The organism is Vogesella alkaliphila (assembly GCF_014652475.1).
GTDB classification, from domain to species: Bacteria; Pseudomonadota; Gammaproteobacteria; order Burkholderiales; family Chromobacteriaceae; genus Vogesella; species Vogesella alkaliphila.
The window spans coordinates 337,570-364,011 of record NZ_BMYW01000002.1; the positions used below are offsets into that span (position 1 = coordinate 337,570).

Annotated in this window: 26 protein-coding genes, 1 tRNA gene and 2 pseudogenes; 6 read left to right on the plus strand and 23 right to left on the minus strand. The window is 59.5% G+C overall.

From position 1 onward, the window contains the following. Window positions 1-70: 70 nt before the first annotated feature. Together IE100_RS04850 and IE100_RS04855 are read right to left on the minus strand one after the other, a co-directional pair. Window positions 71-436, minus strand: coding sequence for a ComEA family DNA-binding protein (locus tag IE100_RS04850; RefSeq protein WP_189372987.1), 366 nt, complete (start codon window positions 434-436; stop codon window positions 71-73). Window positions 437-490: 54 nt separating this feature from the next. Beyond that, the gene (locus IE100_RS04855; RefSeq protein ID WP_229800226.1) at window positions 491-1,216 is read right to left on the minus strand and encodes a cytochrome C assembly family protein; all 726 of its coding nucleotides are present in this window, start codon (window positions 1,214-1,216) and stop codon (window positions 491-493) included. A 193-nt stretch (window positions 1,217-1,409) separates the two neighbouring features. Here IE100_RS04855 and ffh point away from each other — a divergent pair, with 193 nt between their 5' ends. The 3 genes from ffh to purB all read left to right on the plus strand — a co-directional run bounded on the left by ffh (window position 1,410) and on the right by purB (window position 5,178). Continuing rightward, complete coding sequence (gene ffh, locus IE100_RS04860) at window positions 1,410-2,765, plus strand: signal recognition particle protein (RefSeq protein WP_189372989.1); 1,356 nt, start codon at window positions 1,410-1,412, stop codon at window positions 2,763-2,765. A gap of 63 nt (window positions 2,766-2,828) precedes the next feature. Continuing rightward, window positions 2,829-3,728, plus strand: coding sequence for an ATP-grasp domain-containing protein (locus IE100_RS04865; protein ID WP_189372990.1), 900 nt, complete (start codon window positions 2,829-2,831; stop codon window positions 3,726-3,728). A gap of 79 nt (window positions 3,729-3,807) precedes the next feature. Then, entirely contained in the window at window positions 3,808-5,178 is a 1,371-nt protein-coding gene (gene purB / locus IE100_RS04870) for an adenylosuccinate lyase (protein ID WP_189373116.1), read from the plus strand. Window positions 5,179-5,318: 140 nt separating this feature from the next. On the opposite strand, the gene IE100_RS04875 is transcribed toward purB, so the two are convergent. From IE100_RS04875 to IE100_RS04900, 6 genes are all read right to left on the minus strand, one after another. Continuing rightward, window positions 5,319-5,395: transfer RNA gene (locus tag IE100_RS04875), tRNA-Met, on the minus strand. A 44-nt stretch (window positions 5,396-5,439) separates the two neighbouring features. Beyond that, complete coding sequence (locus IE100_RS04880) at window positions 5,440-6,258, minus strand: undecaprenyl-diphosphate phosphatase (protein ID WP_189372991.1); 819 nt, start codon at window positions 6,256-6,258, stop codon at window positions 5,440-5,442. 74 nt (window positions 6,259-6,332) lie between these two features. Further along, a complete protein-coding gene (locus IE100_RS04885; RefSeq protein ID WP_229800227.1) occupies window positions 6,333-6,941 on the minus strand; it encodes a thiol:disulfide interchange protein DsbA/DsbL in 609 nt (202 codons plus the stop codon). A gap of 13 nt (window positions 6,942-6,954) precedes the next feature. Continuing rightward, window positions 6,955-7,632: an SPOR domain-containing protein gene (locus IE100_RS04890; protein WP_229800228.1), complete on the minus strand. Its 678-nt coding sequence runs from the start codon at window positions 7,630-7,632 to the stop codon at window positions 6,955-6,957. 41 nt (window positions 7,633-7,673) lie between these two features. Then, window positions 7,674-9,185, minus strand: coding sequence for a YifB family Mg chelatase-like AAA ATPase (locus IE100_RS04895; RefSeq protein WP_189372992.1), 1,512 nt, complete (start codon window positions 9,183-9,185; stop codon window positions 7,674-7,676). 4 nt (window positions 9,186-9,189) lie between these two features. Then, window positions 9,190-9,480 carry an accessory factor UbiK family protein gene (locus tag IE100_RS04900; RefSeq protein ID WP_189372993.1) on the minus strand — a complete coding sequence of 97 codons (291 nt, stop codon included), beginning with the start codon at window positions 9,478-9,480 and terminating at the stop codon, window positions 9,190-9,192. 250 nt (window positions 9,481-9,730) lie between these two features. Here IE100_RS04900 and glnK point away from each other — a divergent pair, with 250 nt between their 5' ends. Then, the gene (gene glnK, locus IE100_RS04905; RefSeq protein ID WP_189372994.1) at window positions 9,731-10,069 is read left to right on the plus strand and encodes a P-II family nitrogen regulator; all 339 of its coding nucleotides are present in this window, start codon (window positions 9,731-9,733) and stop codon (window positions 10,067-10,069) included. Between the two features lie 23 nt (window positions 10,070-10,092). After that, window positions 10,093-11,397 (plus strand): ammonium transporter, encoded by a 1,305-nt coding sequence (locus tag IE100_RS04910; RefSeq protein WP_120810423.1) that lies wholly within the window; start codon window positions 10,093-10,095, stop codon window positions 11,395-11,397. Window positions 11,398-11,624: 227 nt separating this feature from the next. Here the strand turns inward: IE100_RS04910 and IE100_RS04915 are convergent, their stop codons facing one another. From IE100_RS04915 to IE100_RS04960, 11 genes are all read right to left on the minus strand, one after another. After that, complete coding sequence (locus IE100_RS04915) at window positions 11,625-12,041, minus strand: ClpXP protease specificity-enhancing factor (protein ID WP_189372995.1); 417 nt, start codon at window positions 12,039-12,041, stop codon at window positions 11,625-11,627. A gap of 9 nt (window positions 12,042-12,050) precedes the next feature. Continuing rightward, on the minus strand, window positions 12,051-12,653 hold the full coding sequence (locus IE100_RS04920) for a glutathione S-transferase N-terminal domain-containing protein (RefSeq protein WP_189372996.1): 603 nt from the start codon (window positions 12,651-12,653) through the stop codon (window positions 12,051-12,053). A 153-nt stretch (window positions 12,654-12,806) separates the two neighbouring features. Beyond that, window positions 12,807-13,568, minus strand: coding sequence for a cytochrome c1 (locus IE100_RS04925; protein ID WP_189372997.1), 762 nt, complete (start codon window positions 13,566-13,568; stop codon window positions 12,807-12,809). Between the two features lie 13 nt (window positions 13,569-13,581). Continuing rightward, window positions 13,582-14,919, minus strand: a complete 1,338-nt coding sequence (locus tag IE100_RS04930) for a cytochrome b (protein WP_189372998.1) — start codon at window positions 14,917-14,919, stop codon at window positions 13,582-13,584. Between the two features lie 15 nt (window positions 14,920-14,934). Then, window positions 14,935-15,519, minus strand: coding sequence for a ubiquinol-cytochrome c reductase iron-sulfur subunit (gene petA / locus IE100_RS04935; RefSeq protein ID WP_189372999.1), 585 nt, complete (start codon window positions 15,517-15,519; stop codon window positions 14,935-14,937). 124 nt (window positions 15,520-15,643) lie between these two features. Continuing rightward, window positions 15,644-16,387 carry a Nif3-like dinuclear metal center hexameric protein gene (locus IE100_RS04940; protein WP_189373000.1) on the minus strand — a complete coding sequence of 248 codons (744 nt, stop codon included), beginning with the start codon at window positions 16,385-16,387 and terminating at the stop codon, window positions 15,644-15,646. A 139-nt stretch (window positions 16,388-16,526) separates the two neighbouring features. Then, a complete protein-coding gene (gene groL, locus IE100_RS04945) occupies window positions 16,527-18,170 on the minus strand; it encodes a chaperonin GroEL (protein ID WP_189373001.1) in 1,644 nt (547 codons plus the stop codon). Window positions 18,171-18,217: 47 nt separating this feature from the next. Then, window positions 18,218-18,505, minus strand: coding sequence for a co-chaperone GroES (groES, locus tag IE100_RS04950; RefSeq protein WP_047966754.1), 288 nt, complete (start codon window positions 18,503-18,505; stop codon window positions 18,218-18,220). 168 nt (window positions 18,506-18,673) lie between these two features. After that, window positions 18,674-19,465 carry an IS3 family transposase gene (locus IE100_RS04955; protein WP_373295298.1) on the minus strand — a complete coding sequence of 264 codons (792 nt, stop codon included), beginning with the start codon at window positions 19,463-19,465 and terminating at the stop codon, window positions 18,674-18,676. A 60-nt stretch (window positions 19,466-19,525) separates the two neighbouring features. Next, window positions 19,526-19,807, minus strand: coding sequence for a transposase (locus IE100_RS16580; RefSeq protein WP_373295296.1), 282 nt, complete (start codon window positions 19,805-19,807; stop codon window positions 19,526-19,528). Between the two features lie 65 nt (window positions 19,808-19,872). Beyond that, window positions 19,873-21,006 (minus strand): MraY family glycosyltransferase, encoded by a 1,134-nt coding sequence (locus IE100_RS04960; protein WP_189373002.1) that lies wholly within the window; start codon window positions 21,004-21,006, stop codon window positions 19,873-19,875. A gap of 280 nt (window positions 21,007-21,286) precedes the next feature. On the opposite strand from IE100_RS04960, the pseudogene IE100_RS16390 reads away from it, so the two are divergent. After that, window positions 21,287-21,747: pseudogene (locus IE100_RS16390) on the plus strand (transposase); the annotation flags it as partial. A 16-nt stretch (window positions 21,748-21,763) separates the two neighbouring features. Here the strand turns inward: IE100_RS16390 and IE100_RS04970 are convergent. The 4 genes and pseudogenes from IE100_RS04970 to wbjC all read right to left on the minus strand — a co-directional run bounded on the left by IE100_RS04970 (window position 21,764) and on the right by wbjC (window position 26,440). Then, window positions 21,764-22,895: pseudogene (locus IE100_RS04970) on the minus strand (IS3 family transposase). 90 nt (window positions 22,896-22,985) lie between these two features. Beyond that, window positions 22,986-24,140, minus strand: a complete 1,155-nt coding sequence (locus IE100_RS04975; RefSeq protein WP_229800229.1) for a glycosyltransferase family 4 protein — start codon at window positions 24,138-24,140, stop codon at window positions 22,986-22,988. A 61-nt stretch (window positions 24,141-24,201) separates the two neighbouring features. Then, window positions 24,202-25,332: a non-hydrolyzing UDP-N-acetylglucosamine 2-epimerase gene (gene wecB, locus IE100_RS04980; protein WP_189373005.1), complete on the minus strand. Its 1,131-nt coding sequence runs from the start codon at window positions 25,330-25,332 to the stop codon at window positions 24,202-24,204. Window position 25,333: 1 nt separating this feature from the next. Then, window positions 25,334-26,440, minus strand: a complete 1,107-nt coding sequence (gene wbjC, locus IE100_RS04985) for a UDP-2-acetamido-2,6-beta-L-arabino-hexul-4-ose reductase (RefSeq protein WP_189373006.1) — start codon at window positions 26,438-26,440, stop codon at window positions 25,334-25,336. Window positions 26,441-26,442 lie beyond the last annotated feature (2 nt).

Here is a 26,442-nt window from a genome sequence, read left to right on the forward strand (position 1 = left end):
CACGCCGTATGGCCGTAAAAAAACCTGCACCACGGTGCAGGTTTTTTGTTGGAACTGGCGGGTGCCCAGCTTACGGCTTTTTCGCCGGAGCCGGTGCCGGGACCACGGTTGGCTTGGCGGTAGCAGCAGGTTTGGCTGCTGGCGCCTTGGCTGCCGGTGTCTTGGCCGCCGCCTTGGCTGCGCCGCCACCGACCTGCAGATCCGCCTTCAGCTTTTCCAGGGTCTTGGCACCGATGCCCGGGACGTTTTCCAGATCGGCGTAGCTCTTGAACGGGCCATTCTTGGTGCGATAGTCGATGATCGCCTTGGCCTTGACCGGACCGATGCCGTTTAGCGACTCCAGCTCCTGCTGGCTGGCGGTGTTGGCATTGACGGCAGCGAGCGCCGCCACGGAGAACAGCAGGGACAGCAATGCAGCGAAGAACAGTTTCATCATTTGGCTCCCATGGTTTTTAATGACCGCGCAACAAATATCCCAAATAAATAAACGTCAGTGCAAGACAAATTGCATGACCGCCTTGGTTCCGATGTACGCCAGCAACAACAGCGCAAAACCGCCCAGCGTCCAGCGTATCGCCATCCGGCCACGCCAGCCGCGGTACTTGCGGCCAACCAGCAAGGCGCCGAACACCAGCCAGGAGGTCACCGCAAACACGGTCTTGTGGCTGAATACCGCCGGCTTGCCGAACACCTCCTCGGAAAAGAGCACGCCGCTGGCCAGACTGGCGGTCAAGAGCAGGAAACCGGTACCCAGCGTCTGGAACATCAGGTTTTCCATCACCATCAACGGCGGCAGCTTGCCGGACAGACGGCCCGGCTTGCGCTCGTGCAACGCCCGCTCCTGCATCAGCATCAGGATCGCGATCAGCGCCCCGATGGCAAACAGGCTGTAGGCCAGCAGCGACACCACCATATGCAGCAGAAAAGCGACATCGTTCACGGCGTAGGTATTGCGCGGCAGCGGCAGGATTTCCGCCAGCAACACCGCGACGAACGCAACCGGCACCAAGAAGGTCTGCAGTCCTTCCATGCGCGAAAAATAGCTGCCGGTCCAGAAGATCAGCAACATCATCCACGACAGCAGCGACAGCGCGGTGCCCAGCCCCAGGCTCACCGTGCCGCTATGGAAAACCGGCAGCGTCAGCACGATGGCGTGCAGCAGCAGCAGCGCCCCCAGCAGGGAGTGCTCGATAGCGCTCCGGCGTGGCCACAACACGTGTCCGCGCCAGTGGCCAAGATAGTGAACCGCCAGGCCTAGGTAACCAAAAGTCAACAAAGTGACCAAGATGAAAAGTAATCCGCTCATGGAGGTGTGGCAGGTCTGCGAACCGGGGGCGGCTCGTGGTAAAATAAACGATTAAAGAGTCTACACCAAAGCAGCCCTTGCTTGGCAGACAGAAGGACACCGCATGCTCGACAACCTTACTTCCAGACTTAGCAGTGCGCTGAAAACCATTCGTGGCCAGGCGCGCATCAGCGAAACCAATATCCAGGACGCCCTGCGCGAAGTGCGGCTGGCCTTGCTGGAGGCCGACGTCGCGCTCCCGGTCGTCAAGACTTTCATCGCCCAGGTCAAGGAACGCGCGCTGGGCCAGGAAGTGATGGGCAGCCTGACCCCGGGCCAGGCGCTGATCGGCATCGTCAACGACGAGCTGGTGCGGCTGATGGGGGACAAGAACGACGCGCTGAACCTGGCCGCCGTGCCGCCGGCGATCGTGCTGATGGCCGGTCTGCAGGGCGCCGGTAAGACCACCACCGTCGGCAAGCTGTCCAAGCTGCTGAAGGAAACCCAGAAAAAGAAGATTCTGGTGGTTTCCGCCGACGTGTACCGCCCGGCCGCGATCGAACAGCTGAAGACGCTGGCCGAACAGGTCGGCGTCGAGTTCTTCCCGTCGTCTCCGGACCAGAAGCCGCTGGACATCGCCGCCGCCGCGCTGGATCACGCCAAGCGCCACCTGTTCGACGTGCTGATGGTCGACACCGCCGGCCGCCTCGCCATCGACGACGCGATGATGGCCGAGATCAAGGCGCTGCACGGTTTCCTCAACCCGATCGAGACCCTGTTCGTGGTCGACGCGATGCAGGGCCAGGATGCGGTCAACACCGCCAAGGCCTTCAACGAGACCCTGCCGCTGACCGGCGTGATCCTGACCAAGATGGACGGCGACTCGCGCGGCGGTGCCGCGCTGTCGGTTCGCCACATCACCGGCAAGCCGATCAAGTTCATCGGTGTCGGTGAAAAACTGACCGGCCTCGAACCGTTCCACCCCGACCGTCTCGCCAGCCGCATTCTGGGCATGGGTGACGTGCTGTCGCTGATCGAGGATGTGCAGAAGGGCATCGACGAAAAAGAAGCGCAGGCGATGGCCAAGAAGCTGAAGTCCGGCAAGGGCTTCGACCTCGAGGACTTCAAGGCGCAGATGCAGCAGATGAAGAAGATGGGTGGCATGACCAGCCTGCTGGAAAAGATGCCGGGCGAGATCGGCCAGCTGGCCAAGGGCGTGCAGGGCGCCGAGGCCGAGAAATCCATGCGCCGCATCGAGGGCATCATCAACTCGATGACCATGGAAGAGCGCCGCAAGCCGGAATTGCTGAAAGCCAGCCGCAAGCGCCGCATCGCCACCGGCTCCGGCGTCAGCGTGCAGGAGGTCAACCGCCTGCTGAAGCAGTTCGAGCAGACCCAGAAGATGATGAAGCAGTTCTCGTCCAAGGGCGGCATGATGAAACTGATGAAGGGCATGAAAGGCATGATGCCTGGCATGTAAGTGAACGGGCGCCGGCGACGGCCGGCCCCGTTTTTCACCTTGCACACCGATAGAGTACCGCCTATGCATTACGACGTTGTCGTGCTGACCGATCACAAACTGCTGTCGCTGGATGCCGCCGACTGGTACAGCCAGCAGGTGCACACCGAGGACAACCTGGTGCTGGCTGCACTGGAACGGCAAGGCCTCAAGGTTGGCCGCAAGGACTGGGCCGATCCGGACTACGACTGGACGCAATGCCGCGCCGCCGTGTTCCGCAGCACCTGGGACTACTTCCACCGCTTCGCCGAATTCGCGCCGTGGCTGACCCAGGTCAGCCGCAGCACCCGCCTGTTCAACGAGGCGGGCCTGATCCACTGGAACATCGACAAGCACTACCTCGGCGCACTGGCCGAAAGCGACGTCAACATCGTGCCGACCCTGTTCATCGAACGCGGCGATCCGCGCTCACTGGCACACATCGTCGCCGAGAGCGGCTGGGAAGAGCTCATCCTGAAACCCACCGTCTCCGGCGCCGCCCGCCACACCTATCGCTTCCACGCGCTCGACAGCGAACGGCACGAGTGCACCTTCGGCGAGCTGGTGGAACAGGAGGCGCTGATGCTGCAACCGTTCCAGCGCAACATCCTGGAACAGGGCGAGCTGTCGCTGATGGTGATCGACGGCCAGTACACCCACGCCATCCGCAAGACCGCCAAGGCCGGCGACTTCCGCGTGCAGGACGACCACGGCGGCACCGTGCACCGCTTCGAGCCGTCGGCCGACGAGATCCTGTTCGCCGAGGCCGCGGTGGCGGCGGTACCGTTCGACGTGCTGTACGCCCGCGTCGACCTGATCCGCGACAACGACGGCCAACTGGCGATCATGGAGCTGGAAATGATCGAGCCGGAGCTGTTTTTCCGCTTTTGCCCGGACGCCGCCGACAAGCTGGCCGCCGGCATCGCGCGCCGTCTGGCCGCCTGATTGCGGCCAACCTTGGTACCCATTTCTTTTTGAAGCAACCGGCCAGCCCTGCTGGCCAGCAACCTGGAAGCACTGAGTGATGAATCTGACAACGCTGACCGCCCTCTCCCCGCTCGACGGCCGCTACTCCGGCCAGGCCGAGCCACTGCGCGCCATTTTCTCCGAATTCGGCCTGATGAAGGCGCGCATCAAGGTCGAACTGGAATGGCTGAAAATGCTGGCAGCCGAACCGGGCATCGAGGAGGTAAAGCCGTTCTCCGCCGCCACCATCCGTGAAATCGACGACGTCATCGACAACTTCTCGATCCAGCACGGCGAAGAAGTGAAGGCGATCGAGGCCCGCACCAACCACGACGTGAAGGCGATCGAGTACTGGCTGAAGGAGCGCCTGTCCGGCAACCCGGAAGTGATGGCCGCCAGCGAATTCATCCACTTCGCCTGCACCTCGGAAGACATCAACAACCTGTCGCACGCGCTGATGCTGAAGACGGCCCGCAACACCGTGATGCTGCCGGCCGTGGACGAAGTGATCGCCAAGCTGTCGCAGCTGGCACACGAGCAGGCTGCCGTGCCGATGATGAGCCGCACCCACGGCCAGCCGGCCACCCCGTCCACCATGGGCAAGGAACTGGCCAACGTGGTGTACCGCCTGAAGCGCCAGCGCGAGCAGCTGGTGAAGCAGGAACTGCTGGGCAAGATCAACGGCGCGGTCGGCAACTACAACGCCCACATCGTCGCCTATCCGGACGTGGACTGGGAAAGCCTGGCCGGCCGCTTCGTGACCGGCCTGGGTCTGACCTTCAACCCGTACACCATCCAGATCGAGCCGCACGACTACATGGCCGAGCTGTACCAGCAGCTGTCGCGCATCAACACCATCCTGATCGACCTGGATCGCGACATCTGGGGCTACATCTCGCTGGGCTACTTCAAGCAGAAGGTGAAGAAGGACGAAGTCGGCAGTTCGACCATGCCGCACAAGGTCAACCCGATCGACTTCGAAAACTCGGAAGGCAACTTCGGCCTCGCCAATGCCGTGCTGGGCCACCTGGCGGAGAAGCTGCCGCTGTCGCGCTGGCAGCGTGACCTGACCGACTCCACCGTGCTGCGCAATATGGGTGTCGGCTTCGGCTACACCCTGCTCGGCTTCAAGGCGCTGATGAAGGGCCTCAACAAGCTGGAAATCAACCCGGCGATGCTGGCTTCCGACCTGGACGCCACCTGGGAACTGCTGGCCGAGCCGATCCAGACCGTGATGCGCCGCTACGGCGTGCCGAACCCGTACGAGCAGCTGAAAGAGCTGACCCGCGGCAAGGACGGCATCACCCGCGACACCCTGTCCGCCTTCATCAAGGGCCTGGAAATTCCGGAAGCGGAAAAAGTCCGCCTGCTGGAGCTGACCCCGGCCGGTTACGTCGGCAAGGCGGAAGAGCTGGCCCGCCGCATCTGAGTTGCGGCCAACCTTGCAGGCACCAAGCCACCCGTCGGGTGGCTTTTTTCATGGCCGCACCATTGTGGCCAGCGGCCTGCACAAAAAACGTGCACGACAAAAAGCCGTCAATCTGATTGATTGACGGCTTTTAAAATCCTTGGTTGCGGGAGCAGGATTTGAACCTACGACCTTCGGGTTATGAGCCCGACGAGCTACCAGACTGCTCCATCCCGCGACTGAGAAAACAATATTACCTTGTCGGGATCCCGACGTCAAGCATTAAACGTTCCAGCTTACCCAGCCCCAGTACCAGGTCGCCAGAATGACCACACCGAACACGATACGGTACCAGGCAAAGACTTCGTAGGTATGGGTGGCGATGAAGCGCACCAGGGTACGCACCGCCAGCAAGGCACTGACAAAGGCGGCCACGAAGCCGACCGCGAACATCGGCGCATCGTTCAGCGACAGCACGTCGCGGTGCTTGTACAGGTCGTAAAAGGTGGCGGCAAACATGGTCGGCACCGCCAGGAAGAAGGAGAACTCGGCGGCGACCTTGCGATCCAGACCGAAGAACATGCCGCCGATGATGGTGGCGCCGGAGCGCGAGGTGCCCGGAATCATCGCCAGCACCTGGGCACAGCCGACCTTCAGCGCATCGCGCCAGCCGATGTCGTCCACCTGGTGTACCCGCGCGGTGTGGGTGCGGCGCTCGGCGTACAGGATCAGCAAGCCGCCAACGATCAGCGCCGTGGCGACGCTGACCGGGTTGAAGAAGTAGTACTTGATCTGCTTGATGAACAGCAGGCCCATCACCGCCGCCGGCAGGAACGCCACCAGCAGGTTCAGCACGAAGCGTTGCGCCTTGGGATCGGAACGCAAACCGGTAGCGACACTGACAAAGCGCTGCCGGTACTCAAACAGTACCGCCAGGATTGCCCCCAGCTGGATCGCCACTTCGAACACCTTGCCCTTGTTAAAGAAGCCGATCAGGTCGCCGACCACGATCAGGTGGCCGGTACTGGATACCGGCAGGAACTCGGTCAAGCCCTCTACCACCCCCAACAACAATGCTTTCGCCAAAAACAGCCAGTCCACCACGCCCCCGATCTTTCACTTCAATAATAAAAGGGCCGTCCACAGACGACCCTTGCATTGCCCGCATGCGACGCTTATTTGCCGCTCGCCACCTTGGCCACCAGCTCGTTGACCACCTGCAGCAGGCGTGCCGGTTCCGCCGGCTGCGCCATGTACTTGCCGCCGACCACGATCGCCGGCGTGCCCTGTACCGCGTAATCGCGCGTCATCTTGCTGGCGCGGGCCACCTGCGCATTCACGCCAAACGACTTGTAGGTCTGCATGAAGCTGGCGACATTGACGCCCTGGCTTGGCAGCCACTGGCGCAGCTTGTCCTCCTCCGCCAGATTGATGTTCTTCTTCAGCACCGCGTCAAACGCCGGCTGGTGCAGCTTTTCCAGTGTCTTGGTGGCATTGAGGGTGGCAAACAGGCGGGCCAGTCCTTCCATCGGCTTGTTCCATACGATCTGCTCGCGACGGAACTGCACGTTGGCCGGCAGCTTCTTGCGCCAGGCCTCCAGTGCCGGGTCGAGGTTGTAGCAGTGAATGCAGGCGTAAGAGAAGAACTCGATCACCTCCACCTTGCCCGCGGCAACGGTGGGCTGCGGCTTGGCCAGCACGGTGTAGTCACGGCCTTCGACCAGCGCGGCCTGCGCCAGCGACGACGACAGGAACAAAGCGGCTAATACCCATTTTTTCATCATGAAATCCACTCGATTATTGTTTGGCAGACAACTTCACCACCACGACATCGATACCGTCCTGCCGCAGGCGCTGACGCAGGGCGTCGACATCGGCGGCACGCTCGAACGGTCCGATTCGCACCCGGTGAATCAGGCCTTTTTCCGGCACATTGCTGGACAGGATGTTGGCCTCCACCCCCATCAACGCCAGCTTGGCCTTCATATTGTCGGCATCGCTTTCGTTATTGAATGCACCAGCCTGCAGATAGAGCCTGACCGGTGCTGCTGTCGGACGCTCGGTCTTCGCATCAGTTCCCTGTGCCGGATCGACCGGCACCGCTTCCAGCTGCCCCGGCAGGATCTTGTAAAAATCAAAGCGCTGCTCGTCGTCCTGCGGTGCCACGGCGGCACTTTGCGATGCCGCCGCTTTCGGTGCCGTCACCACCGGTGCCGGCTCGGCGGTACTCAGTTTCGCCCCCGGCGCCAGCACCTCGGCGGCCGGTGCCGACGCAGGGGAGCGCGTGGCCTGCAAGCGCTCCAGATTGCTGTACGGCACGCTGGCCTTGTTCATGTAAAACGCCACGCCGATCGCCACGCCGACGCCGACGATCAGACCGACCAGCACGCCGGCCATCATGCCGCCACCGCCCTTGCTGTTGCTGGACGGTTTGCGGGAAGAACTACGCACCTGCTTCAAATCTCGATTACTCATGAAACTCACTAAATGGAGGGTATTGCCAACAACACGGGGATTCAACGACTGCCAAAGCTGGCCAACCCTCGCCTGAATTGTACTGCCTGCAACAGATGCGCCCGCGCGGGATAGGCGTGCCCGCCGATATCCGCCAGCGTGCGTGCGATGCGCAGCACCCGGAAGTAGGCACGCGCCGACAAGTCCAGCTTGTCCAGCATCTGGTTCAGTAATGCGCTTTCTGCCTCGGGCAACGGACAGACCTCGGCCAGCTCCGCCGAGTTCAACTCGGCATTGATCTTGCCCTGCCGTTGCAACTGCCGCTCGCGTGCCGTGGCCACCCGTTCCCGTACCATCTGGCTGCCCTCGCCGCTAGGCAAGGCCTGCAGTTCGTCCAGCGACAGGGCGCCGACTTCCACCATCAGGTCAAAGCGGTCCAGCAGCGGGCCCGATATTTTAGCGCGATATCGGCTGACCTGCTCGGGCGTACAGCGACAGGGTTTGCGCGGATGACCCAGATAGCCGCACGGGCAGGGATTCATCGCGGCCAGCAACTGGAAACGCGCGGGATAGCTTACCTGCCGCGCGGCTCTGGAGATATGGATCTCGCCGCTCTCCAGCGGTTCCCGCAGCACCTCCAATACTTTGCGATCGTATTCCGGTAGCTCGTCCAGAAACAGCACGCCGCGATGGGCAAGGCTGATCTCGCCGGGGCGCGGATCGGAGCCGCCCCCGACCAGCGCCACCGCGGAAGCGGTGTGGTGCGGCGAGCGGTAGGGGCGAGTCCGCCAGCGGGACAGGGCAAAGCCCTGGCTACCCAACGACTGCACCGCCGCGCTCTCCAGCGCCTCATCCAGCGTCATCGGCGGCAGGATGCCGGGCAGGCGTGCGGCCAACATCGACTTGCCGGTGCCCGGCGGTCCCTGCATCAGCAGGCTGTGGCCACCGGCGGCAGCCAACTCCAGCGCCAGCTTGGCCGCACCCTGGCCACGAACCTCCGACAGGTCGGGATAGCCTTGTTCCGCTGGCAGCGTCAGCGTTGCCGATACCTCCGGCAAACGGGCGATACCGGCCAGATGCGCGCACACCTCGGCCAGGGTATCGGCGGCAAAGATGCAGACCCCATGCACCAGCGCCGCCTCGTTGGCACTGGCACGCGGCAGGATGAAGGCGCGACCGCTGTCGCGCGCGGCACTGACCATCGCCAGCGCGCCACGCACCGGACGCAATTCGCCGCCCAGACCCAGCTCGCCCGCCAGTTCGTAGCCGGCCAGCTGCTCCGCCGGCAGTTGCCCGGCTGCGGCCAGCAAGGCGACCGCCAGCGGCAAATCGAAACGCCCGGACTCCTTCGGTAGATCCGCCGGCGCGAGATTGACGGTGATGCGCCGCGCCGGGAAATCAAAGCCGGATTGCAGCAGCGCGGCACGCACCCGCTCGCGGCTTTCCTTGACCTCGGTATCCGGCAGGCCGACCAGCGTGAACGACGGCAAGCCGTTTGACAGGTGCACCTCGACGCTGACTTGTGGCGCACACAAGCCGGACAGGGCACGACTGAAGCAAACGGCCAGCGTCATGGGCTTATTGGGCCTCGGTGTCTGCCGCGGGGGCATCCGCCGCAGGAGCGCCGGTTGCAGGCCCGGCAGCGGCTTCCAACGCCTGCAGACGCGCTTCCAGCTGCGTCAGCTGCTCGCGGGTGCGGGCCAGCACTTCCTGCTGCACGTCGAACTCCTCGCGCGTCACCAGATCCATGCGCGCGAAGGTGGCGCCCATCATCGCCTTGATGTTTTTCTCGATGTCCTTGGCCGGACTGGCGGCGATGGTCTCGCTGATCTTGTTGCTGATTTCATCGAACAGTTTCTGGCTAAGCATGGCAGTTCCTTGACTTTGTCATGATGGATCGAATCTGAGTTTAGCAAAAAGCGTACACCCCTGCAGGAACACGCGCGCACCACACTGAGGCATGCGATGGCCGGATTGCAGTGCAAGGCGCGAAAAATGATGCACCAAAAAGGAAAGCACAGACTATGCTGCTGATAAATAAGGAAAATACACTGCTGGCACAGTTCATGCATTGGCCGAATCGTCTTTTTACGCACAACCTCGCATCAAGGAGTCAAACATGAAACTGGTCAGCGCGATTATCAAGCCGTTCAAGCTTGACGAAGTCCGGGAGGCGCTTTCTGCCATCGGTGTTCAGGGCATTACCGTGACCGAAGTCAAAGGCTTCGGTCGTCAGAAGGGGCATACCGAGCTGTATCGTGGCGCGGAATATGTGGTCGACTTCCTACCCAAGGTCAAACTGGAAATCGCCATCGCCAACGAATTGCTGGATCAGGTGGTCGAGGCCATCGAGAACGCCGCCCGCACCGGCAAGATCGGTGACGGCAAGATTTTCGTGATGGATCTGGAGCAAGTCGTTCGTATCCGCACCGGCGAAACCGGCGCCGATGCCGTCTGAAGCTTGATGCAAGGGGAAATACAATGAAAAAACTGTCCATCGGCGCCTCGGCGCTACTGTCGGCACTGTTCGCGGCACCCAGCTTTGCCAACCTGCCACAACTGGTTGCCACCAGCACCATCAGCGGCGGCGACACCGCCTGGATGCTGACCTCCACCGCGCTGGTGCTGTTCATGACCATTCCCGGCCTGGCCCTGTTCTACGCCGGCATGGTGCGCAAGAAAAACGTGCTGTCCACGCTGATGCAAAGCTTTGCCATCTGCGCCATGATCACCGTGCTGTGGGCCGTGATCGGCTACAGCCTGGCCTTCATGCCGGGCAACCCGTACATCGGTGGCTTCGACCGCATCTTCCTCGACGGCATGCTGTACCTGAAGGACGAAGCCAAGCTGACGGTACACCCGCTGGCCGCCTCCATTCCGGAAGGCGTGTTCATGATGTTCCAGATGACGTTTGCCATCATCACCCCGGCGCTGATCGCCGGCGCCTTCGCCGAACGCATGAAGTTTTCGTCGATGATGGTGTTCATGGCGCTGTGGTCGCTGGTCGTGTACGTGCCGGTCGCACACTGGGTATGGGCACCGGGCGGCTGGATGTTTGACCATGGCGTGCTCGACTTCGCCGGCGGCACCGTGGTGCACATCAACGCCGGTATTGCCGGTCTGGTAGCGGCACTGGTCCTGGGCAAGCGGGTCGGTTACGGCCGCGAAGCGATGGCGCCGCACAACCTGGTGCTGACCATGGTCGGTGCCTCGATGCTATGGGTCGGCTGGTTCGGCTTCAACGCCGGCTCGGCGGTCGCGGCCGACGGTCGCGCCGCGATGGCGATGGTCGCCACCCAGGTTGCCACCGGCATGGCCGCGCTGGCGTGGATGGCGGCGGAATGGATCGCCAAGGGCAAGCCGTCGGTACTGGGCATCGTCTCCGGCGCCGTCGCCGGCCTGGTGGCCATCACCCCGGCAGCCGGTTTTGTCGACGCCAAAGGCGCACTGGCCATCGGCCTGATTTCCGGTCTGGTGTGCTACTGGAGCGCCACCTCGCTGAAGCACATGCTGAAGTATGACGACTCGCTGGATGCCTTCGGTGTGCACGGTGTCGGCGGCCTGATCGGCGCCATCCTCACCGGCGTGTTTGCGGTGAAGGAAATCGGCGGTGTGGAAGGCAGCGTGATGACCCAGACCGTGGGTGCACTGGCGACCGCCGTCTACTGCGCCATCGTCACCTTCGTGCTGCTGAAGATCATCGATGCGGTGATGGGGCTGCGTGTCAGCGAAGAAGAAGAACGCGAAGGCCTGGACGTGGCACTGCACGGCGAGCGTATCGAGTAAACAAATGCCTACGCGGCCAACGTTGGCCGCAATCGCAACCGCCCGCTTGCCGGGCGGTTTTTTCTTGCCACCCCCGATGTGGCGGGTAGACGCCGACAGAGCCGCGTCGGCAACCGCCCGACTCTGCGCCCAAGCGCACGGGCGGCCTGCGGCCAACCTTGCCGCTTGCGTGGCAAAAGAAAACCGCCCGATATCGGGCGGTTTTTTGTGCGCGCGTGCCGCGTGGCCTACTTGACGATACGCAGGTGCGAGCGCGACGGTTTGTCCTTGCCCCCGGCCGGCGTGTCTGTCGCGGCCGACTCCGGCCCGACCGGCTGCGGCCGCTCGCCGGTGACCGGCTCCAGCTCGAAGCCCATGCCCTCGCCGGTTTCGCGCGAGAAGATGGACAGCACATTGCCGATCGGCACCCAGATGTCGCGGCTGACCCCGCCAAAGCGCGCCGAGAACGACAGCCAGTCATTGTCGATCTGCAGGTTCTTGGTGGCGTTGTAGCCGATGTTGAGCACGATCTCGTTGTCCTTCACGAACTCCAGCGGTACCGTGACGCTGCCATCGACGTGCACCACCAGGTACGGTGTCTGCTCGTTGTCGGTGCACCACTGGTGTAGCGCGCGGATCAGGTAGGGCTTGGTACTGGTCGACACGGCCATTCCTTACTTGCGCATGGCTTTTTCAGCCGGCGTCAGCGAATCGATGAAGGACTGGCGCTGGAACAGGCGCTCGGCGTACTTCAGGATCGGCGCCGCACTCTTGCCCAGGTCGATGCCGTAGTGCTCCAGACGCCACATCAGCGGCGCAATCGCCACGTCGATCATCGAGAACTCTTCGCCGAGCATGAACTTCTGCTTGGCGAAAATCGGGGCGATGGTCACCAGGCCGTCGCGAATGCCGTCGCGGGCCTTGGTGGCTTCCTTACCGCTGGCACCGTTTTCCAGCGCCTTGACGTGCACGAACAGCTCCTGCTCGAAGCGGAACAGGAACAGGCGCGCGCGGGCACGCATCACCGGATCGGCCGGCATCAGCTGCGGGTGCGGGAAGCGCTCGTCGATGTACTCGTTGATGATGTTGGACTCATGCAGGATCAGGTCGCGTTCGACCAGCACCGGTACCTCGTTGTACGGGTTCATCACAGCCAGGTCTTCCGGCTTGTTGTGGATATCCACGTCGATGATCTCGAAGTCCATGCCTTTCTCGAACAACACGATGCGACAGCGCTGGCTGAAAGGGCAGGTAGTACCGGAATAGAGGGTCATCATGGCGGATCGGATTCCTTAAAGCGGGCAAATTGATGAAATAACAGGCAATTTTAGCACTTTTGGCTTGACAATTACCAGAAAAGTTTAACAAGCCATTGATTGCAAACAAAAAAGGCGATGCCGCAGCATCGCCTTTTTTCTGTCAGAACCCGCTTAGTGCACGTCTTTCCAGTATTCCTTCTTCAGGAAGTAGGCCAGCGGCAGCAGCAGCAGGGTCAGGAACAGCAGCACCATGTAACCGATTTGCTGGCGCTTGACCTGCATCGGCTCGGCCATGTACACCATGAAGTTGGTCAGGTCGGCCATGCGCTTGTCGAACTCGGCGGTATTGGCCTTGCCGTTTTCCAGCTTGGTCAGCGTACCGGCCTTGACCAGCTTCAGCTTGTGCTCTTCGTGGCCTTCCGCATTCTTCACGGTTTCCAGCACCTGCTCACCCTGCCAGTTCCACAGGATGTGCGGCATGCCCACCTTGTCGAACACCAGGTTGTTCCAGCCGGTCGGACGGGTCTCGTCGCGGTAGAAACCGCGCAGGTAGCCGTACAGGTAGTCGGCGCCACGCGAACGCGCGATCACCGACAGGTCCGGCGGTACCGCACCGAACCATACCTTGGCATCCTTCTTGTCCATCGCCACGTTCATCTGCTCGCCGATCTTGTCCGTCGCCAGCATCAGGTTGCCCTTGATCTGGTCTTCGGTCAGGCCGATTTCGGTCAGACGGTTGTAGCGCATGGCGCTGGCCGAGTGGCAGGACAGGCAGTTGTTGACGAAAATCTGCGCACCGCGCTGCAGGCTTTCGGTGTCCTGGACGTTGATCGGCGCCTTTTCCAGCGCCGGACCGGCCGCGGACGCGAATGCGCCGGCAGCAGGAACAACGAGGGCGACAGCGGCGATCAGTTGACGAATAGTCTTGTTCATAGTGCCCCCTCTATCAGATGAATTTCGCAAACAGGGTTGCGGCCACCAGCGTCACGATCACCAGTACTGCGAAGCGTACCTGACGGGCAGGCGTGCTCATGGTGACGCGAGTCGGAACCGGGGTCGAACCCACATCATTCTTGGTGTAGAACGGCATGGCCAGGAAGAATGCGAAGTACACCACAGAGAAGATCTGGGCAACGACGGTCCGCACGTTGGTCGACGGCAGCGCGCCCAGGATGCCAAGACCGATGAAGCTGATGATGAACAGCACCAGCATGGCCTTGAACTTGGAACCGCGATAGCGGATCGACTTCACCGGCGACTTGTCCAGCCACGGCAGGAAGGCGATCAGCACCACCGCTGCGCCCATCGCCAGCACGCCCCATACCTGGGTACCGGCAAACGACGGCACCGCACGCAGAATCGCGTAGAACGGGGTGAAGTACCATACCGGCGCGATATGTGCAGGGGTCTTCAGCGGGTCGGCCTGGTCGAAGTTAGGATGCTCCAGGAAGTAGCCCCCCATCTCCGGCGCGAAGAACACGATCGCGGAGAACACGATCAGGAACACCGCCACACCCAGCACGTCTTTCACGGTGTAGTAAGGATGGAAAGGAATGCCGTCCAGCGGAATGCCCTTGTCGTCCTTCAGCTTCTTGATCTCGACGCCGTCCGGGTTGTTGGAGCCGACTTCGTGCAGTGCGATCAGGTGGGCCACCACCAGCGCCAGCAGGATCAGCGGCACCGCGATCACGTGCAGCGCAAAGAAGCGGTTCAGCGTTGCGTCGCCGACCACGAAGTCACCACGGATGAAGACCGACAGGTCCGGACCGATTACCGGGATCGAGGCAAACAGGTTGACGATCACCTGCGCCCCCCAGAACGACATCTGGCCCCACGGCAGCAGGTAGCCCATGAACGCTTCCGCCATCAGGCACAGGAAGATCAGGGTACCGAACACCCACACCAGCTCGCGTGGCTGCTTGTAGGAACCGTAGATCAGGCCGCGGAACATGTGCAGGTAAACCACCACGAAGAACATGGAGGCGCCGGTGGAGTGCATGTAACGGATGACCCAGCCGCCGGCCACGTCGCGCATGATGTACTCGACCGAGGCGAACGCCACCGGGATACCGGCGCCGTTCAGCGTGCCGTCCGGCTTGTAGTTCATGGTCAGGAAAATGCCGGTCACGATCTGGATCACCAGCACCAGCATCGCCAGGCTGCCGAAGAAGTACCAGAAGTTGAAGTTTTTCGGCGCGTAGTATTCGGTAACGTGCTCTTTCAGCATCGACGACAGCGGGAAGCGGTCATCGATCCAGTTCAGCAGTTGTTGTCCTTTGCTCATGTGTTCTCCCCTCGCTTATTTGTCGTCGCCAATCAGCAGACGGGTATCGGACATGTACTTGTGCGGCGGGACTTCCATGTTCTTCGGCGCCGGCACACCGTTGTAGACACGGGCGGCCAAGTCGAACTTGGAGCCGTGGCAAGGACAGTAGAAACCACCGACCCACTTCGGACCCAGATCGGCAGGCGCGATGTCCGGGCGATGGGTTGGCGAACAGCCCAGGTGGGTACAAATACCGACCGCGACCAGGATCTCCGGCTTGATGGAGCGGGTCGCGTTCTTGCAATATTCCGGCTGTTCCGGCGATTCCGATTTCGGATCCAGCAGTTCGCCTTCGATGGTCGCCAGGTTCTTCAGCTGCTCCGGGGTGCGGGACAGCACCCATACCGGCTTGCCGCGCCATTCGACGTTGATCTTCTGACCCGGCTCCAGCTTGCTGATATCGACCTCGACCGGCGCACCAGCAGCCTTGGCACGCTCAGACGGCGCAAAGCTCATCAAAAACGGCACAGCCACCCCGGCTGCCGCCACACCACCAACCGCGCTGGTGGCCACCGTCAGAAAGCGACGGCGCCCCGTGTCAACGTGTTGTTCACTCATTACAGTCATCCTCAAACGTGGAAACCGAGCTCTAAACTTAAAACCTCGTAATTCTACCTGATTACCGGATGGAACTTGAAGCGCATAGACGACAAATCACCTGATTGACGTCATGGACATCGCATTAAACCGGGTTGTACAGATCGATAAACTGAACATTTAATGCATGTTGCGTAGCCAGCCATTCACCCAGTGCTTTTACACCATAACGCTCGGTCGCATGATGACCTGCAGCAAGAAATACGACACCGGTCTCTTCGGCCAGGTGCAGGTTCTGCTCGGACACTTCCCCGGAAATGAACACGTCCACCCCCAGCGCGATCGCCTGCTCGAAATAGCCTTGCGCGCCGCCGGTACACCACGCGATATGGCGGGCACGGCGCTGTGCGTTGCCCAGCAGCAGCGGCGTGCGCCCCAGGCGACTGGCCAGCTGCGCGGCAAAATCGGCCGCCGTGCCCTGCCCCCAATCGCCCTGCCACAGCAGGGGCTCCGTCGCGGTCGGCTGCGGATTGGCAATGCCCAGCTGCCGCGCCAGCTGCGCGTTATTGCCCAGCTCGGGGTGGGCGTCCAGCGGCAGATGGTAGGCCAGCAGGCTGATGCCGTGCTGCAACAGGCTGGCGATGCGCTGGCGCTTGATGCCGACGATCGGCGCCGCCTCGTTTTTCCAGAAATAGCCGTGATGCACCACGATGGCATCGGCTTGTGCCGCGATGGCGGCGTCGATCAGCGCCTGCGAGGCGGTAACGCCGGTCACGATCTTCCTGACCTCGCTGCGCCCCTCCACCTGCAAGCCGTTGGGGGCGTAATCCTTGAAGCGGGCCGGCTCCAGTTTGGCGTCGAGCACCGCCAGCAATTCCGTCAATTGCATGATCATCTCCTTGAATTGCCGCCATTGTGCCAGAGCAGCGCCGGAAAACAATGCGGCCAACCTTGGCGCAAGGTTGGCCGCAATAAAAAACCCCGCGCCGTAGCGCGGGGTTTTCAAGGCTTCGCGGAAGCGAGGCTGCTTACATCATGCCGCCCATGCCGCCCATACCACCCATGCCGCCCATGTCCGGCATCGCTGGCTTGTCTTCCGGCAGTTCGGCAACCATGCAGTCGGTAGTCAGCATCAGACCGGCGATGGACGCCGCGTTCTGCAGTGCGGTGCGGGTCACTTTGGCTGGATCCAGTACGCCCATTTCCAGCATGTCGCCGTATTCGCCGGACGCCGCGTTGTAACCGAAGTTACCCTTGCCTTCCAGTACCTTGTTCACTACCACGGATGGCTCGTCACCGGCGTTCTGCACGATCTGGCGAAGCGGCGCTTCGATCGCCTTCAGCACGATCTTCACACCGGCAGCCTGGTCGGCGTTGGAGGTAGCCAGGCTGGTCAGCGTGGAACGGGCACGCAGCAGAGCCACACCACCGCCAGGCACCACGCCTTCTTCAACGGCGGCACGGGTCGCGTGCAGCGCGTCTTCGACACGGGCCTTCTTCTCTTTCATTTCCACTTCGGTGGCAGCGCCAACCTTGATCACGGCAACGCCGCCGGCCAGCTTGGCCACGCGCTCTTGCAGTTTTTCGCGGTCGTAGTCGGAAGTCGCGGCTTCGATCTGCTGGCGAACCTCGGCCACGCGCGCCTGGATGGCGGCAACGTCACCGGCGCCGTCGATGATGGTGGAGTTTTCCTTGCCCACTTCAACGCGCTTGGCTTGGCCCAGCATTTCCAGGGTCACTTTTTCCAGGGTCAGGCCCACTTCTTCAGCGATCACGGTACCGCCGGTCAGGGTGGCGATGTCCTGCAGCATGGCCTTGCGGCGGTCGCCGAAGCCTGGCGCCTTCACGGCAACCACTTTCAGGATGCCGCGGATGGTGTTCACCACCAGGGTGGCCAGCGCTTCGCCTTCCACGTCTTCGGCGATGATCAACAGCGGACGGCCGGACTTGGCCACCTGCTCCAGTACCGGCAGCAGGTCGCGGATGTTGGAGATCTTCTTGTCGAACAGCAGGATGAACGGATTGTCCAGTGCGGCGATCTGTTTTTCCTGGTTGTTGATGAAGTACGGGGACAGGTAGCCGCGGTCGAACTGCATGCCTTCCACCACGTCCAGCTCGTTGTTCAGCGACTTGCCGTCTTCAACGGTGATCACGCCTTCCTTGCCCACTTTTTCCATCGCGGTCGCGATGATGTCGCCGATATCGCTATCGGAGTTGGCGGAGATGGAACCCACCTGGGCGATTTCCTTGGTGGTCGCGCAAGGCTTGGCGATCTTGGCGATCTCGCCAACCAGGGCTACCACGGCCTTGTCGATGCCGCGCTTCAGGTCCATCGGGTTCATGCCGGCGGTCACGAACTTCATGCCTTCGTGCACGATGGCCTGGGCCAGTACGGTGGCGGTAGTGGTGCCGTCACCGGCCACGTCGGAAGTCTTGGAGGCGACTTCCTTCACCATCTGCGCGCCCATGTTCTCGAACTTGTCCTTCAGTTCGATTTCCTTGGCAACGGAAACACCATCCTTGGTGATGGTCGGCGCGCCGAAAGAGCGATCCAGTACCACGTTGCGGCCTTTCGGGCCCAGGGTCACTTTTACGGCATCAGCCAGCACATTGACACCCACCACCATCTTGGCGCGGGCGGAATCACCAAAGCGTACGTCTTTTGCAGCCATGTTCTTCAATCTCCAGAATTCTGTTCAATAAACGGTAACGGGTCGGATTACTCGACGATGCCCATCACGTCTTCTTCGCGCATCACCAGCAGCTCGTCGCCGTCAACCTTGACGGTCTGGCCGGAGTACTTGCCGAAAATCACCTTGTCGCCGACTTTCAGCTCCAGTGCGCGACGCTCGCCGTTTTCCAGAATCTTGCCATTACCCACAGCAACGACTTGGCCCATGTCCGGCTTTTCAGCAGCGGCGCCAGGCAGAACGATGCCGGAAGCTGTCTTCTCTTCAGCCTCAAGGCGCTTGATAACAACACGATCGTGTAAAGGACGAATTGCCATTGATCTCTCCTAATAGCAGTGGCTGTTGAAAGATGGATACCTATCAAATCAGCAGATTGACCGAGCGACTGGCACTCGGCGCTTGCGAGTGCTAATGGTAGGGACGCAATGAGGGGATTTCAAGAGCAAGCACGATCGAATTTTTATAAATCCGACGCCCCCCCGTTTTCAGTAGCCGAGGGCTTTAGAGTTCGAGGCTAATTTACCTGATTTCTCAGCGAGTGATTTGGCGTAGGCTGCTGGCGTCAAACCACCCAGGGCTTTCTTGGGCCTTTCGTTGTTGTATTCCCTACGCCAGACTTCGATCACGACTTGCGCATGGCGCAGGCTGGTGAACCAGTGCTCGTTCAGGCCCCCATCCTGGAGCCCGTTAAACGATTCGATATACGCATTCTGATTGGGCTTGCCGGGCTCAATCAGGAAGAGCTGAACACCGCGGGCATGCGCCCAGGTGAGCATGGCGCGGCTGCAGAATTCCTTGCCGTTATCCGTTCTGATCGCTTTTGGCAAACCACGTGTCTGCGCCAGCTGGTCGAGGATGCGCGTCAGATGCAGGCCACTCATCGCCCGCTCCGGCACAATGGCTACCGCCTCGTGCGTTGCGTCATCGACGACGGTCAGACTCTTGATGACACGACCCTCTGCCGTCCGGTCGGACACGAAATCCATCGACCAGACCTGATTGGCAGCCAAGGGGCGGGCCAGCGGGTGACGATCTGCCACCGGTACCTTCTTGCGCTTCCTCCGGCGAATTTGCAGACCCGCCTCGGCATAGAGTCGATCCACCCGTTTGTGATTGACGCCATGCCAGCCTGCCGCAACTTCAGGTAAAACATGCCAGCGCCGTAGCGCCGGTGACGTTGCGCGAGCGCGATGATCTTCGCTTCCAAGGTGGCATTGCGGTCGGTGGCGGGCTGGTAACGGAATGAACTGGGGCTGATACCAGCCAAACGCAGCGATCGACGCTCACTGAGCCCTTTTCCACCAGGTGGTGCACCAGTTCCCGCCGTGACGGTGCGCTTACCACTTTTTTCGGGGGGCTTCCTTGGCAATTTCGTTCTCTAGCATCGTCTCGGCCAGGAGTTTCTTCAGTCGTGCGTTCTCGGTTTCCAGTTCCTTAAGGCGCTTGGCTTCCGACACACTCATCCCGCCAAACTTGCTGCGCCAGAGGTCGTAATTGGCTTCCGAGAAGGCGTGCTTGCGGCATAGTTCGGCAACCGGGATGCCGGCTTCTGCTTCGCGCAGGAAGCCGATGATCTGTTCTTCGGTGAATTGTTTCTTTATGTCCAATCTCTTTGTCATGGTGAATTGGACTCTTAAAGTCACGTGCTACTCAATACGGTGGGGACGTCGGGTGGAAAAAACAACTAGCGGGAGCGGACAATCAGCTTGGAGCGGGCATCACTCTCGACACGACGCAGCACCAACCAACGCGGAGCGCGAAACTGCACGATTCGGCGATACAGCCACACATACATCAGCACAAACAGGGCGCAGCACAGCTGCAACACCCATTCATATTGCCAGAATAAAGTTGCCGGCATTACAGAGAACAAGGCAACACTCCACAAGTACGGGGCCGTCAGGCTGTTACGGCGCAGCAGATGCTTGGCCTCGCGCTTACCTACCATCCACCGCACTAGTCGCTTGTAAACCATCTGGTGAAAATGCATACTATCGGGCAGACCAGCTGCTGCTTGACGTTTTTTACGGCGATAGATAGAAAAGAGCGTCTCAAATACCGGATAAATCATCAGCAGCATGGGAAACCACGGGGACACCACGCCAGGGTGGCGAACCACCAGCAACACCGATACCTCGGCCAGCAAGAAGCCAATCAGATAAGCTCCAGCATCACCCGCAAAGATCATCCCGCGCGGAAAATTCCACACCAAGAAACCCAAAATAGCCCCCATCATGGAGACGGAAATGGCCAGTAGCGCTGTGTCGCCCACGGCAAAAGACACATAGGCCAAGGCCGCAGCCATCGTCATGGCTACTCCCCCCATCAGCCCGTTGTAGCCATCAATAATATTCGTGGCATGGCACACCCCACCCACGGCGAATACCGTGACCAACAACGCCAGCCAAGGCAGTGCCGTCAAGGCTTCATCCAGCCAAGCAATGCCGAGTACCGGCAATACTGCCCCCAACAACCACACAGCCATGGCGGCGGACACAAAAGCAAACAACAAGCGGTATAGTGGGCGTACCCGCTTGGTCAAATCCTCGACTAAACCGGCCAAGAATACCGGCAGACCAGCCAGCAGCAAAGTAGCAATTTCTGACAAACCCTCACACCAAGCTACGGCCGCCGCCAACATCAAACCGGCCATGATGGGCACCCCCCCCACCCGGGGGGTGGGGGTGGTGTGAAATTTCTGTGGACCGGACAGATCGCCATCCATAGACAAGTGCTCATGTAGATGAGCACTGCGGATAATTGCAATCGCTGTAAGCATGGCAACCGTCAGCCCTCCAAAGAATAAGCTGATGAACATGTTAATTTCCTCAGAAATTATTAATATTTGTAACAATTGAAATTCAAGCCACAATTAAATACAATAACATATTAAGCTCAACTACCCCATAGGGCTGCAGCCAACCTGCAGAGTCAGCTAGAAAGCTACCGAACATCCGACTCTACATAAGTAGAGCTTTACTCACCAAGCACTCCACAAATCAAACAATAACTATGCCATCATTTTAACACATTTTTGAATCGCCCCTCCTTTCCTAGATACCTCGTGAGCCTCACACTTGGCCCTACAAGGAGGAGTCATGAGCAGGCAGCGTTTCCCCGAAGAGTTCAAGATCGAAGCCGTCAAACAGGTCACTGAACGCGGCTACCCCGTCGCCGAAGTCGCCAGCCATCTCGGCGTATCTGCCCACAGCCTGTATCAATGGCTGAAACGCTACGACCCCAAGCGTGCCAAGCCGGTCGAATCAGCGGACCAGCAAGCCGAAATTCACCGCCTCAAGGCAGAGCTGAAACGGGTCACCAAGGAGCGCGACATCCTAAAAAAGGCCGCCGCATACTTTGCCAAAGAGTCCGGGTAAGGTATGCCTTCATCCGGGCCTACGAGCAGCTGTTTCCAGTCCGACGCCTGTGTCGTGTCATGTTTGTGCATCCCAGTGGCTACTACGCCAGGAAAGCGTCCCCGCATTCGCCCCGCGCCCGCGAAGACCAGCGTTTGCTGGGGCAAATCAAACAGGCCTGGCTAGAAAGTGGCGGTGTCTATGCGACGTCCCCCGTTTTCAGTAGCAGAGCGCTTTAGAGTCCGAGCTTAATTTACCTGATTTCTCCGCGAGTGATTTGGCGTAGGCCGCCGGCGTCAAGCCGCCAAGGGCCTTCTTTGGCCTTTCGTTGTTGTACTCCTCCCGCCAGGCTTCGATCACGACCTGTGCATGGCGCAGGCTGGTAAACCAGTGTTCGTTCAAACACTCATCACGGAATCTGGCATTGAAGCTTTCAATGTACCGGTTCTGCATCGGCCGGCCCGGCTGGATCAGTATATGCTGGATGCCATGCGTTCGCGCCCAGCTCATGAAGACCCGGCTGGTGAATTCTGTCCTGTTATCCGTCCTGACCGCGGATGAATAGCCGCGAAATTGTGCAATCTGATCTAGCATGCGCGGAACGTATTGGCCGGGCATCGAGAAATCTACCGCAATCTGCCCCGCTTCGTGGCTGAAGTCATCGGCTACCGTCAGGCATTTCAAACGCCGGCCTCAGGGCAACTGGTCGCTGACGAAATCCATGCTCCATACCTCGTTCAACTGCGTGGCAGCTTGCAATGGCGTACGCACGCCAATCAGCTTGCACAGACGGTTGCGTCGCCTGACGGCCAGGCCCTGGCTCGCGGCACAAGCGGTACACCCGCTTGTGATTGATAATGGGAAACTCGGCGCGCAGCAGGTCATACCCCCGCCGGTAGCCAAAACGGCGGCGAGTCAGCGCGATCTCGATGATGCGTGCCGTCAGCTGACACGTCAGCGCATCTGTTTGTGGCGGATGCCGCCAGGCATCTCGGGAGAGCCCCACAAGCCGGCAGGCCCGGCGCTCGGATAGCGTCAGGCCGCTGGCCAGCATGATACTGATGGCCTGCCGTTTGGCCGGCGGGGCTAATGCTTTACCCCGAAGGCCACCTTGAGGGCTCAATATCCAGATGGGCTTCGGCCAGCAACTTCTTGAGGCGGGCGTTCTCGGCCTCTAGATCTCGTAAGCACTGAAGTTCGGCGACATTCAGCCGCCGTATCGGCTTCGCCACTTGTAGAAGGTAGCCTCAGAGAAGCCGCCCTGACGGCAGACCTTCTTGATGGCCATGCCCAGTTCCGCCTGCTTGAGAAAACCGCTGATCTGCTCTTCGGTGAATCTACTCTTCTTCATGTCCGTCATTCTCCTTCGGAGACGGACTTCTCTCTCCTTTCGATTGGTAAGGCCTAAGGGGAGCAGATCACAGATATGCGATCTAGTGGTTCAAATCAGGAGTTGCCTATGGTTAGAGAGGTGGTCAACGATTTTCTTGGCGGCCGACTCTACTGAGAAATGCTCAACAAGAAGCCTTCTTGCATTTTCACCAAGACGCTTCCTGGTCTCTAAGTTAGAGGCCAATAGTCTGGCTGACTGGAGAAGTTGCTCGTCTTGCCCATTCTCAAATGCAAAACCTGCATCATGCTGCAGAATAATGTCTAGCAGATCGTTGCCCGGGTTCACACTTCCGAGAATTGGGATCTTGTTGACCATATAGCCCAAGAGCTTACCAGGGAAATTGTGCGCTTTATGATCACGAGAAAGACTGAATAGCCCTACGTCCACCTCGTGAAGCAATTTTTTGAAATCCTCCTGCGATATTGGTGGAAGGTAGGTGGCGTTGTTTAGGGCCTTTTCCTGGATGAAATTCTGGACAAGCTCAACCTCATCTCCTTGACCAACAAAAAGGAAATGTGAAGTCGAGTCGCCCTTCATTGACAATGCCAATCGCATCAAATTGCTCATATCTTGTGCATGACCAATATTTCCACCATAAAAGAAAATGGTTTTATCTAGCAACCCCAGCTTTTCACGGAAACTCTCTTCCCGAGTTGGGGCTGGTGAAGGTTCCAAGCTTGCCCAATTAGGGAGGACGGAGGTTATTAACCCTGGATGATGACTTTGAAAAAAAGTTTGATTCTTTTGAGACATCAAACCAATATGATCCGCAGCTTCATAACTCTTCCTCTCATGATGGCGGAAGTAGCGGGCGATTAGAGACCCTTCTTTGATCATTCCGTTATCAATGACCCATTGCGGGAAAAAATCCCGCAAAATCAAGAAAGAAGGGCAGCTCCAAGTGGATTTTATTTTTTTTATCAGTCCACCAAAAAATATAGATGGGGAGTAATAAACGATGCCATCAATTTTCTTGGATTGGACTTGCTTTTTTGTCGCTCCCCACGCTCTTCTTGACAAACGGGATTCATTAATAACTCTTCTCACCTTGGAGATGTCTTTTACCGGACCACTCCGGAAACGAAGAATAGGAATTCCATCTATGGTATCTTCGAGCAAGCTATGCTTCTGATGCCCCCCCGGAGCAATGACAAATGGCTCATGGCCTTGGCGTAGTAACTCCAAGGCCAGTTCGTGCATCATTTTTGCCCCGACCCGCGTACTGTCGGGGAGGTAGTCATCAATGACCAAGGCTAGGCGCATCTTAGTTCTGCCTCCATACCACACGTTTCACGTAGTCGGTGTAGCTATGGATGATACGTATCACTTTGTCGGATACGTTGGGCATGGAGTAGTCAGCTACCAGGCGCAACAGACGTCCCTCTCCACGGGGCTGATCTTGCAGGATGTTGAGTGCCTGCATCACCCGCTCTACATCCAGGCCCGTCATCATCACCGAAGCCTCTTCCATGCCCTCCGGACGCTCATGAGCCTCCCGAATATTCAGCGCAGGGAAGTTGAGGATGGATGACTCCTCGGTAATCGTGCCGCTATCGGACAACACCGCGCGCGACTTCATCTGCAGATGCACATAATCAGTAAAGCCCAGTGGCTTCAATAGCCTTACCTGCGGATGGAAAACCAGCCCCTTGGCATCGATGCGCTTCTGTGTGCGCGGGTGGGTGGATACGATCACCGGCTCGCCGTAATGCTCCGCGACCGTATTCAAGGTTTCGGCCAACTTAGCGAGGTTGATATCGGAATCGATGTTCTCCTCGCGGTGCGCGCTCACCACGAAGAACCTGCCTTGCTCCAGACCCAGGCGAGACAGCACATCGGACGCCTCGATATTCTGGAGATAGTATGTCAACACCTCGAACATCGGGCTGCCGGTCTTGATGACACGGTCCGGCGACAAGCCCTCGCGTAGTAGATACTCGCGTGCGATGTCACTGTAGGTCAGATTGATGTCGGCAGTATGGTCGACGATGCGCCGGTTGGTTTCTTCCGGAACGCGCATGTCGAAGCAACGGTTACCGGCTTCCATGTGGAAGATGGGAATCTTTCGGCGCTTGGCCGGGATGGCGGCCAGGCAACTGTTGGTATCCCCCAGCACCAGCAACGCGTCCGGCTTTACCTCTTCCAACACGCGGTCCACCGCGATAATCACCTGACCGATGGTTTCTGCTGCATTTTTGCCGGCAGCGGACAGAAAATAGTCCGGTTTCTTGACGCCAAGATCATCAAAGAAAATCTGGTTCAGCTCATAATCGTAGTTCTGGCCGGTGTGGATCAATACATGGTCACAGTACTGATCAAGGCGAGCCAGTACACGGGACAGTCGGATGATCTCGGGGCGGGTGCCGACTACGGTGGCTACTTTTAATTTCTTCATGTCAAACCTTGTGCGCGATAGTGTCCGGATTCTGCCGGTCAAAAATTTCATTAGCCCACAGCATGACGATCATCTCGTCATCACCAATATTGGTGATGTCATGTATCCAGCCTGGAATGGTTTCTACGATCTGCGGCTTGCTGCCGGAGGTAACAAGTTCCAACCGTTCTCCTGTCAGAATGTGGCGGAAGCCAAAGCGGGCTTCACCTCTGATTACCAGGAATTTCTCCGTCTTGCTGTGGTGGTAATGCCCACCCCGGGTAATGCCCGGATGCGCCGTGAAGAAGCTGAACTGGCCGGAGTCCTTGGTTTTCAGCATTTCCACGAACACTCCACGGGAGTCACCATAGCTGGGCACGGTATAGGCAAAGTCATCGTGGGGCAGGTGGCTGACATAGGTGGCATAGAGTGCCCGGACAAGACCCGTGCCCACAGGCTCGGTTACCAGCATTTCACGGCTATTACGGAATGCCTGAATCTGGTCAGCGAGAGCGCCTACCGTGGCGTCATAAACTGGAGAGGCTTCGACATAGCCGGGCAAAGTGGCGTCGCTGCCCAGCAAGTCGATCAGGCAACGGCAGACATCATCGATGTACACCAGGCGTAGCGGCGCATCAGGATTGTGAATGGTAATTGGCTCACCGCGAGCGATCTGATGACAAAATGTCGCTACAGCGGAGTTGTAGAAGGGGCGACACCACTTGCCAAAAATGTTCGGGAGCCGGAACACATACACGGGGGCGCCAGTTTTCTGCCCGTAGGCCAGCAGGGCATGCTCGCCCCCAAGCTTGCTGACGCCATAGGGGTTGTCCAGGGTGGCTTGGGTGGACGAGGTGTAAGCCACCGGCACGGCTCGGCCGGCCGATTGCAATTCGGCAAGCAGTATTTCAGTCAGCCCGACGTTGCCGGTATGGAACTCGGTCACGTCCTGTGGGCGGTTGATGCCTGCCAGATGAAATACGAAATCCGCATCGGCCAGCGCCGCCCTCAGCTCTTCCTGGGACGAGTCCCGGCCAATACAGCGGATGTCACTATAGCCAGCCTCTTGCAAGTGAACTTGCAGGTTCTTGCCGACAAAGCCATGTGCGCCAGTGATTACCAATTTCATGA

Bases quoted from the DNA above. Each gene is read 5' to 3' on its own strand.
- purB (WP_189373116.1), top strand. From the start codon at position 3,808: ATGAATCTGACAACGCTGACCGCCCTCTCCCCGCTCGACGGCCGCTAC.
- petA (WP_189372999.1), bottom strand. From the start codon at position 15,519: ATGAGTGAACAACACGTTGACACGGGGCGCCGTCGCTTTCTGACGGTG.
- glnK (WP_189372994.1), top strand. From the start codon at position 9,731: ATGAAACTGGTCAGCGCGATTATCAAGCCGTTCAAGCTTGACGAAGTC.
- IE100_RS16580 (WP_373295296.1), bottom strand. From the start codon at position 19,807: ATGACAAAGAGATTGGACATAAAGAAACAATTCACCGAAGAACAGATC.
- IE100_RS04895 (WP_189372992.1), bottom strand. From the start codon at position 9,185: ATGACGCTGGCCGTTTGCTTCAGTCGTGCCCTGTCCGGCTTGTGTGCG.
- IE100_RS04900 (WP_189372993.1), bottom strand. From the start codon at position 9,480: ATGCTTAGCCAGAAACTGTTCGATGAAATCAGCAACAAGATCAGCGAG.
- IE100_RS04975 (WP_229800229.1), bottom strand. From the start codon at position 24,140: ATGATGCACGAACTGGCCTTGGAGTTACTACGCCAAGGCCATGAGCCA.
- IE100_RS04920 (WP_189372996.1), bottom strand. From the start codon at position 12,653: ATGATGACCCTCTATTCCGGTACTACCTGCCCTTTCAGCCAGCGCTGT.
- IE100_RS04910 (WP_120810423.1), top strand. From the start codon at position 10,093: ATGAAAAAACTGTCCATCGGCGCCTCGGCGCTACTGTCGGCACTGTTC.
- groL (WP_189373001.1), bottom strand. From the start codon at position 18,170: ATGGCTGCAAAAGACGTACGCTTTGGTGATTCCGCCCGCGCCAAGATG.
- IE100_RS04865 (WP_189372990.1), top strand. From the start codon at position 2,829: ATGCATTACGACGTTGTCGTGCTGACCGATCACAAACTGCTGTCGCTG.
- groES (WP_047966754.1), bottom strand. From the start codon at position 18,505: ATGGCAATTCGTCCTTTACACGATCGTGTTGTTATCAAGCGCCTTGAG.
- IE100_RS04885 (WP_229800227.1), bottom strand. From the start codon at position 6,941: ATGATGAAAAAATGGGTATTAGCCGCTTTGTTCCTGTCGTCGTCGCTG.
- IE100_RS04940 (WP_189373000.1), bottom strand. From the start codon at position 16,387: ATGCAATTGACGGAATTGCTGGCGGTGCTCGACGCCAAACTGGAGCCG.
- IE100_RS04930 (WP_189372998.1), bottom strand. From the start codon at position 14,919: ATGAGCAAAGGACAACAACTGCTGAACTGGATCGATGACCGCTTCCCG.
- IE100_RS04890 (WP_229800228.1), bottom strand. From the start codon at position 7,632: ATGAGTAATCGAGATTTGAAGCAGGTGCGTAGTTCTTCCCGCAAACCG.
- wbjC (WP_189373006.1), bottom strand. From the start codon at position 26,440: ATGAAATTGGTAATCACTGGCGCACATGGCTTTGTCGGCAAGAACCTG.
- IE100_RS04850 (WP_189372987.1), bottom strand. From the start codon at position 436: ATGATGAAACTGTTCTTCGCTGCATTGCTGTCCCTGCTGTTCTCCGTG.
- ffh (WP_189372989.1), top strand. From the start codon at position 1,410: ATGCTCGACAACCTTACTTCCAGACTTAGCAGTGCGCTGAAAACCATT.
- IE100_RS04960 (WP_189373002.1), bottom strand. From the start codon at position 21,006: ATGTTCATCAGCTTATTCTTTGGAGGGCTGACGGTTGCCATGCTTACA.
- wecB (WP_189373005.1), bottom strand. From the start codon at position 25,332: ATGAAGAAATTAAAAGTAGCCACCGTAGTCGGCACCCGCCCCGAGATC.
- IE100_RS04925 (WP_189372997.1), bottom strand. From the start codon at position 13,568: ATGAACAAGACTATTCGTCAACTGATCGCCGCTGTCGCCCTCGTTGTT.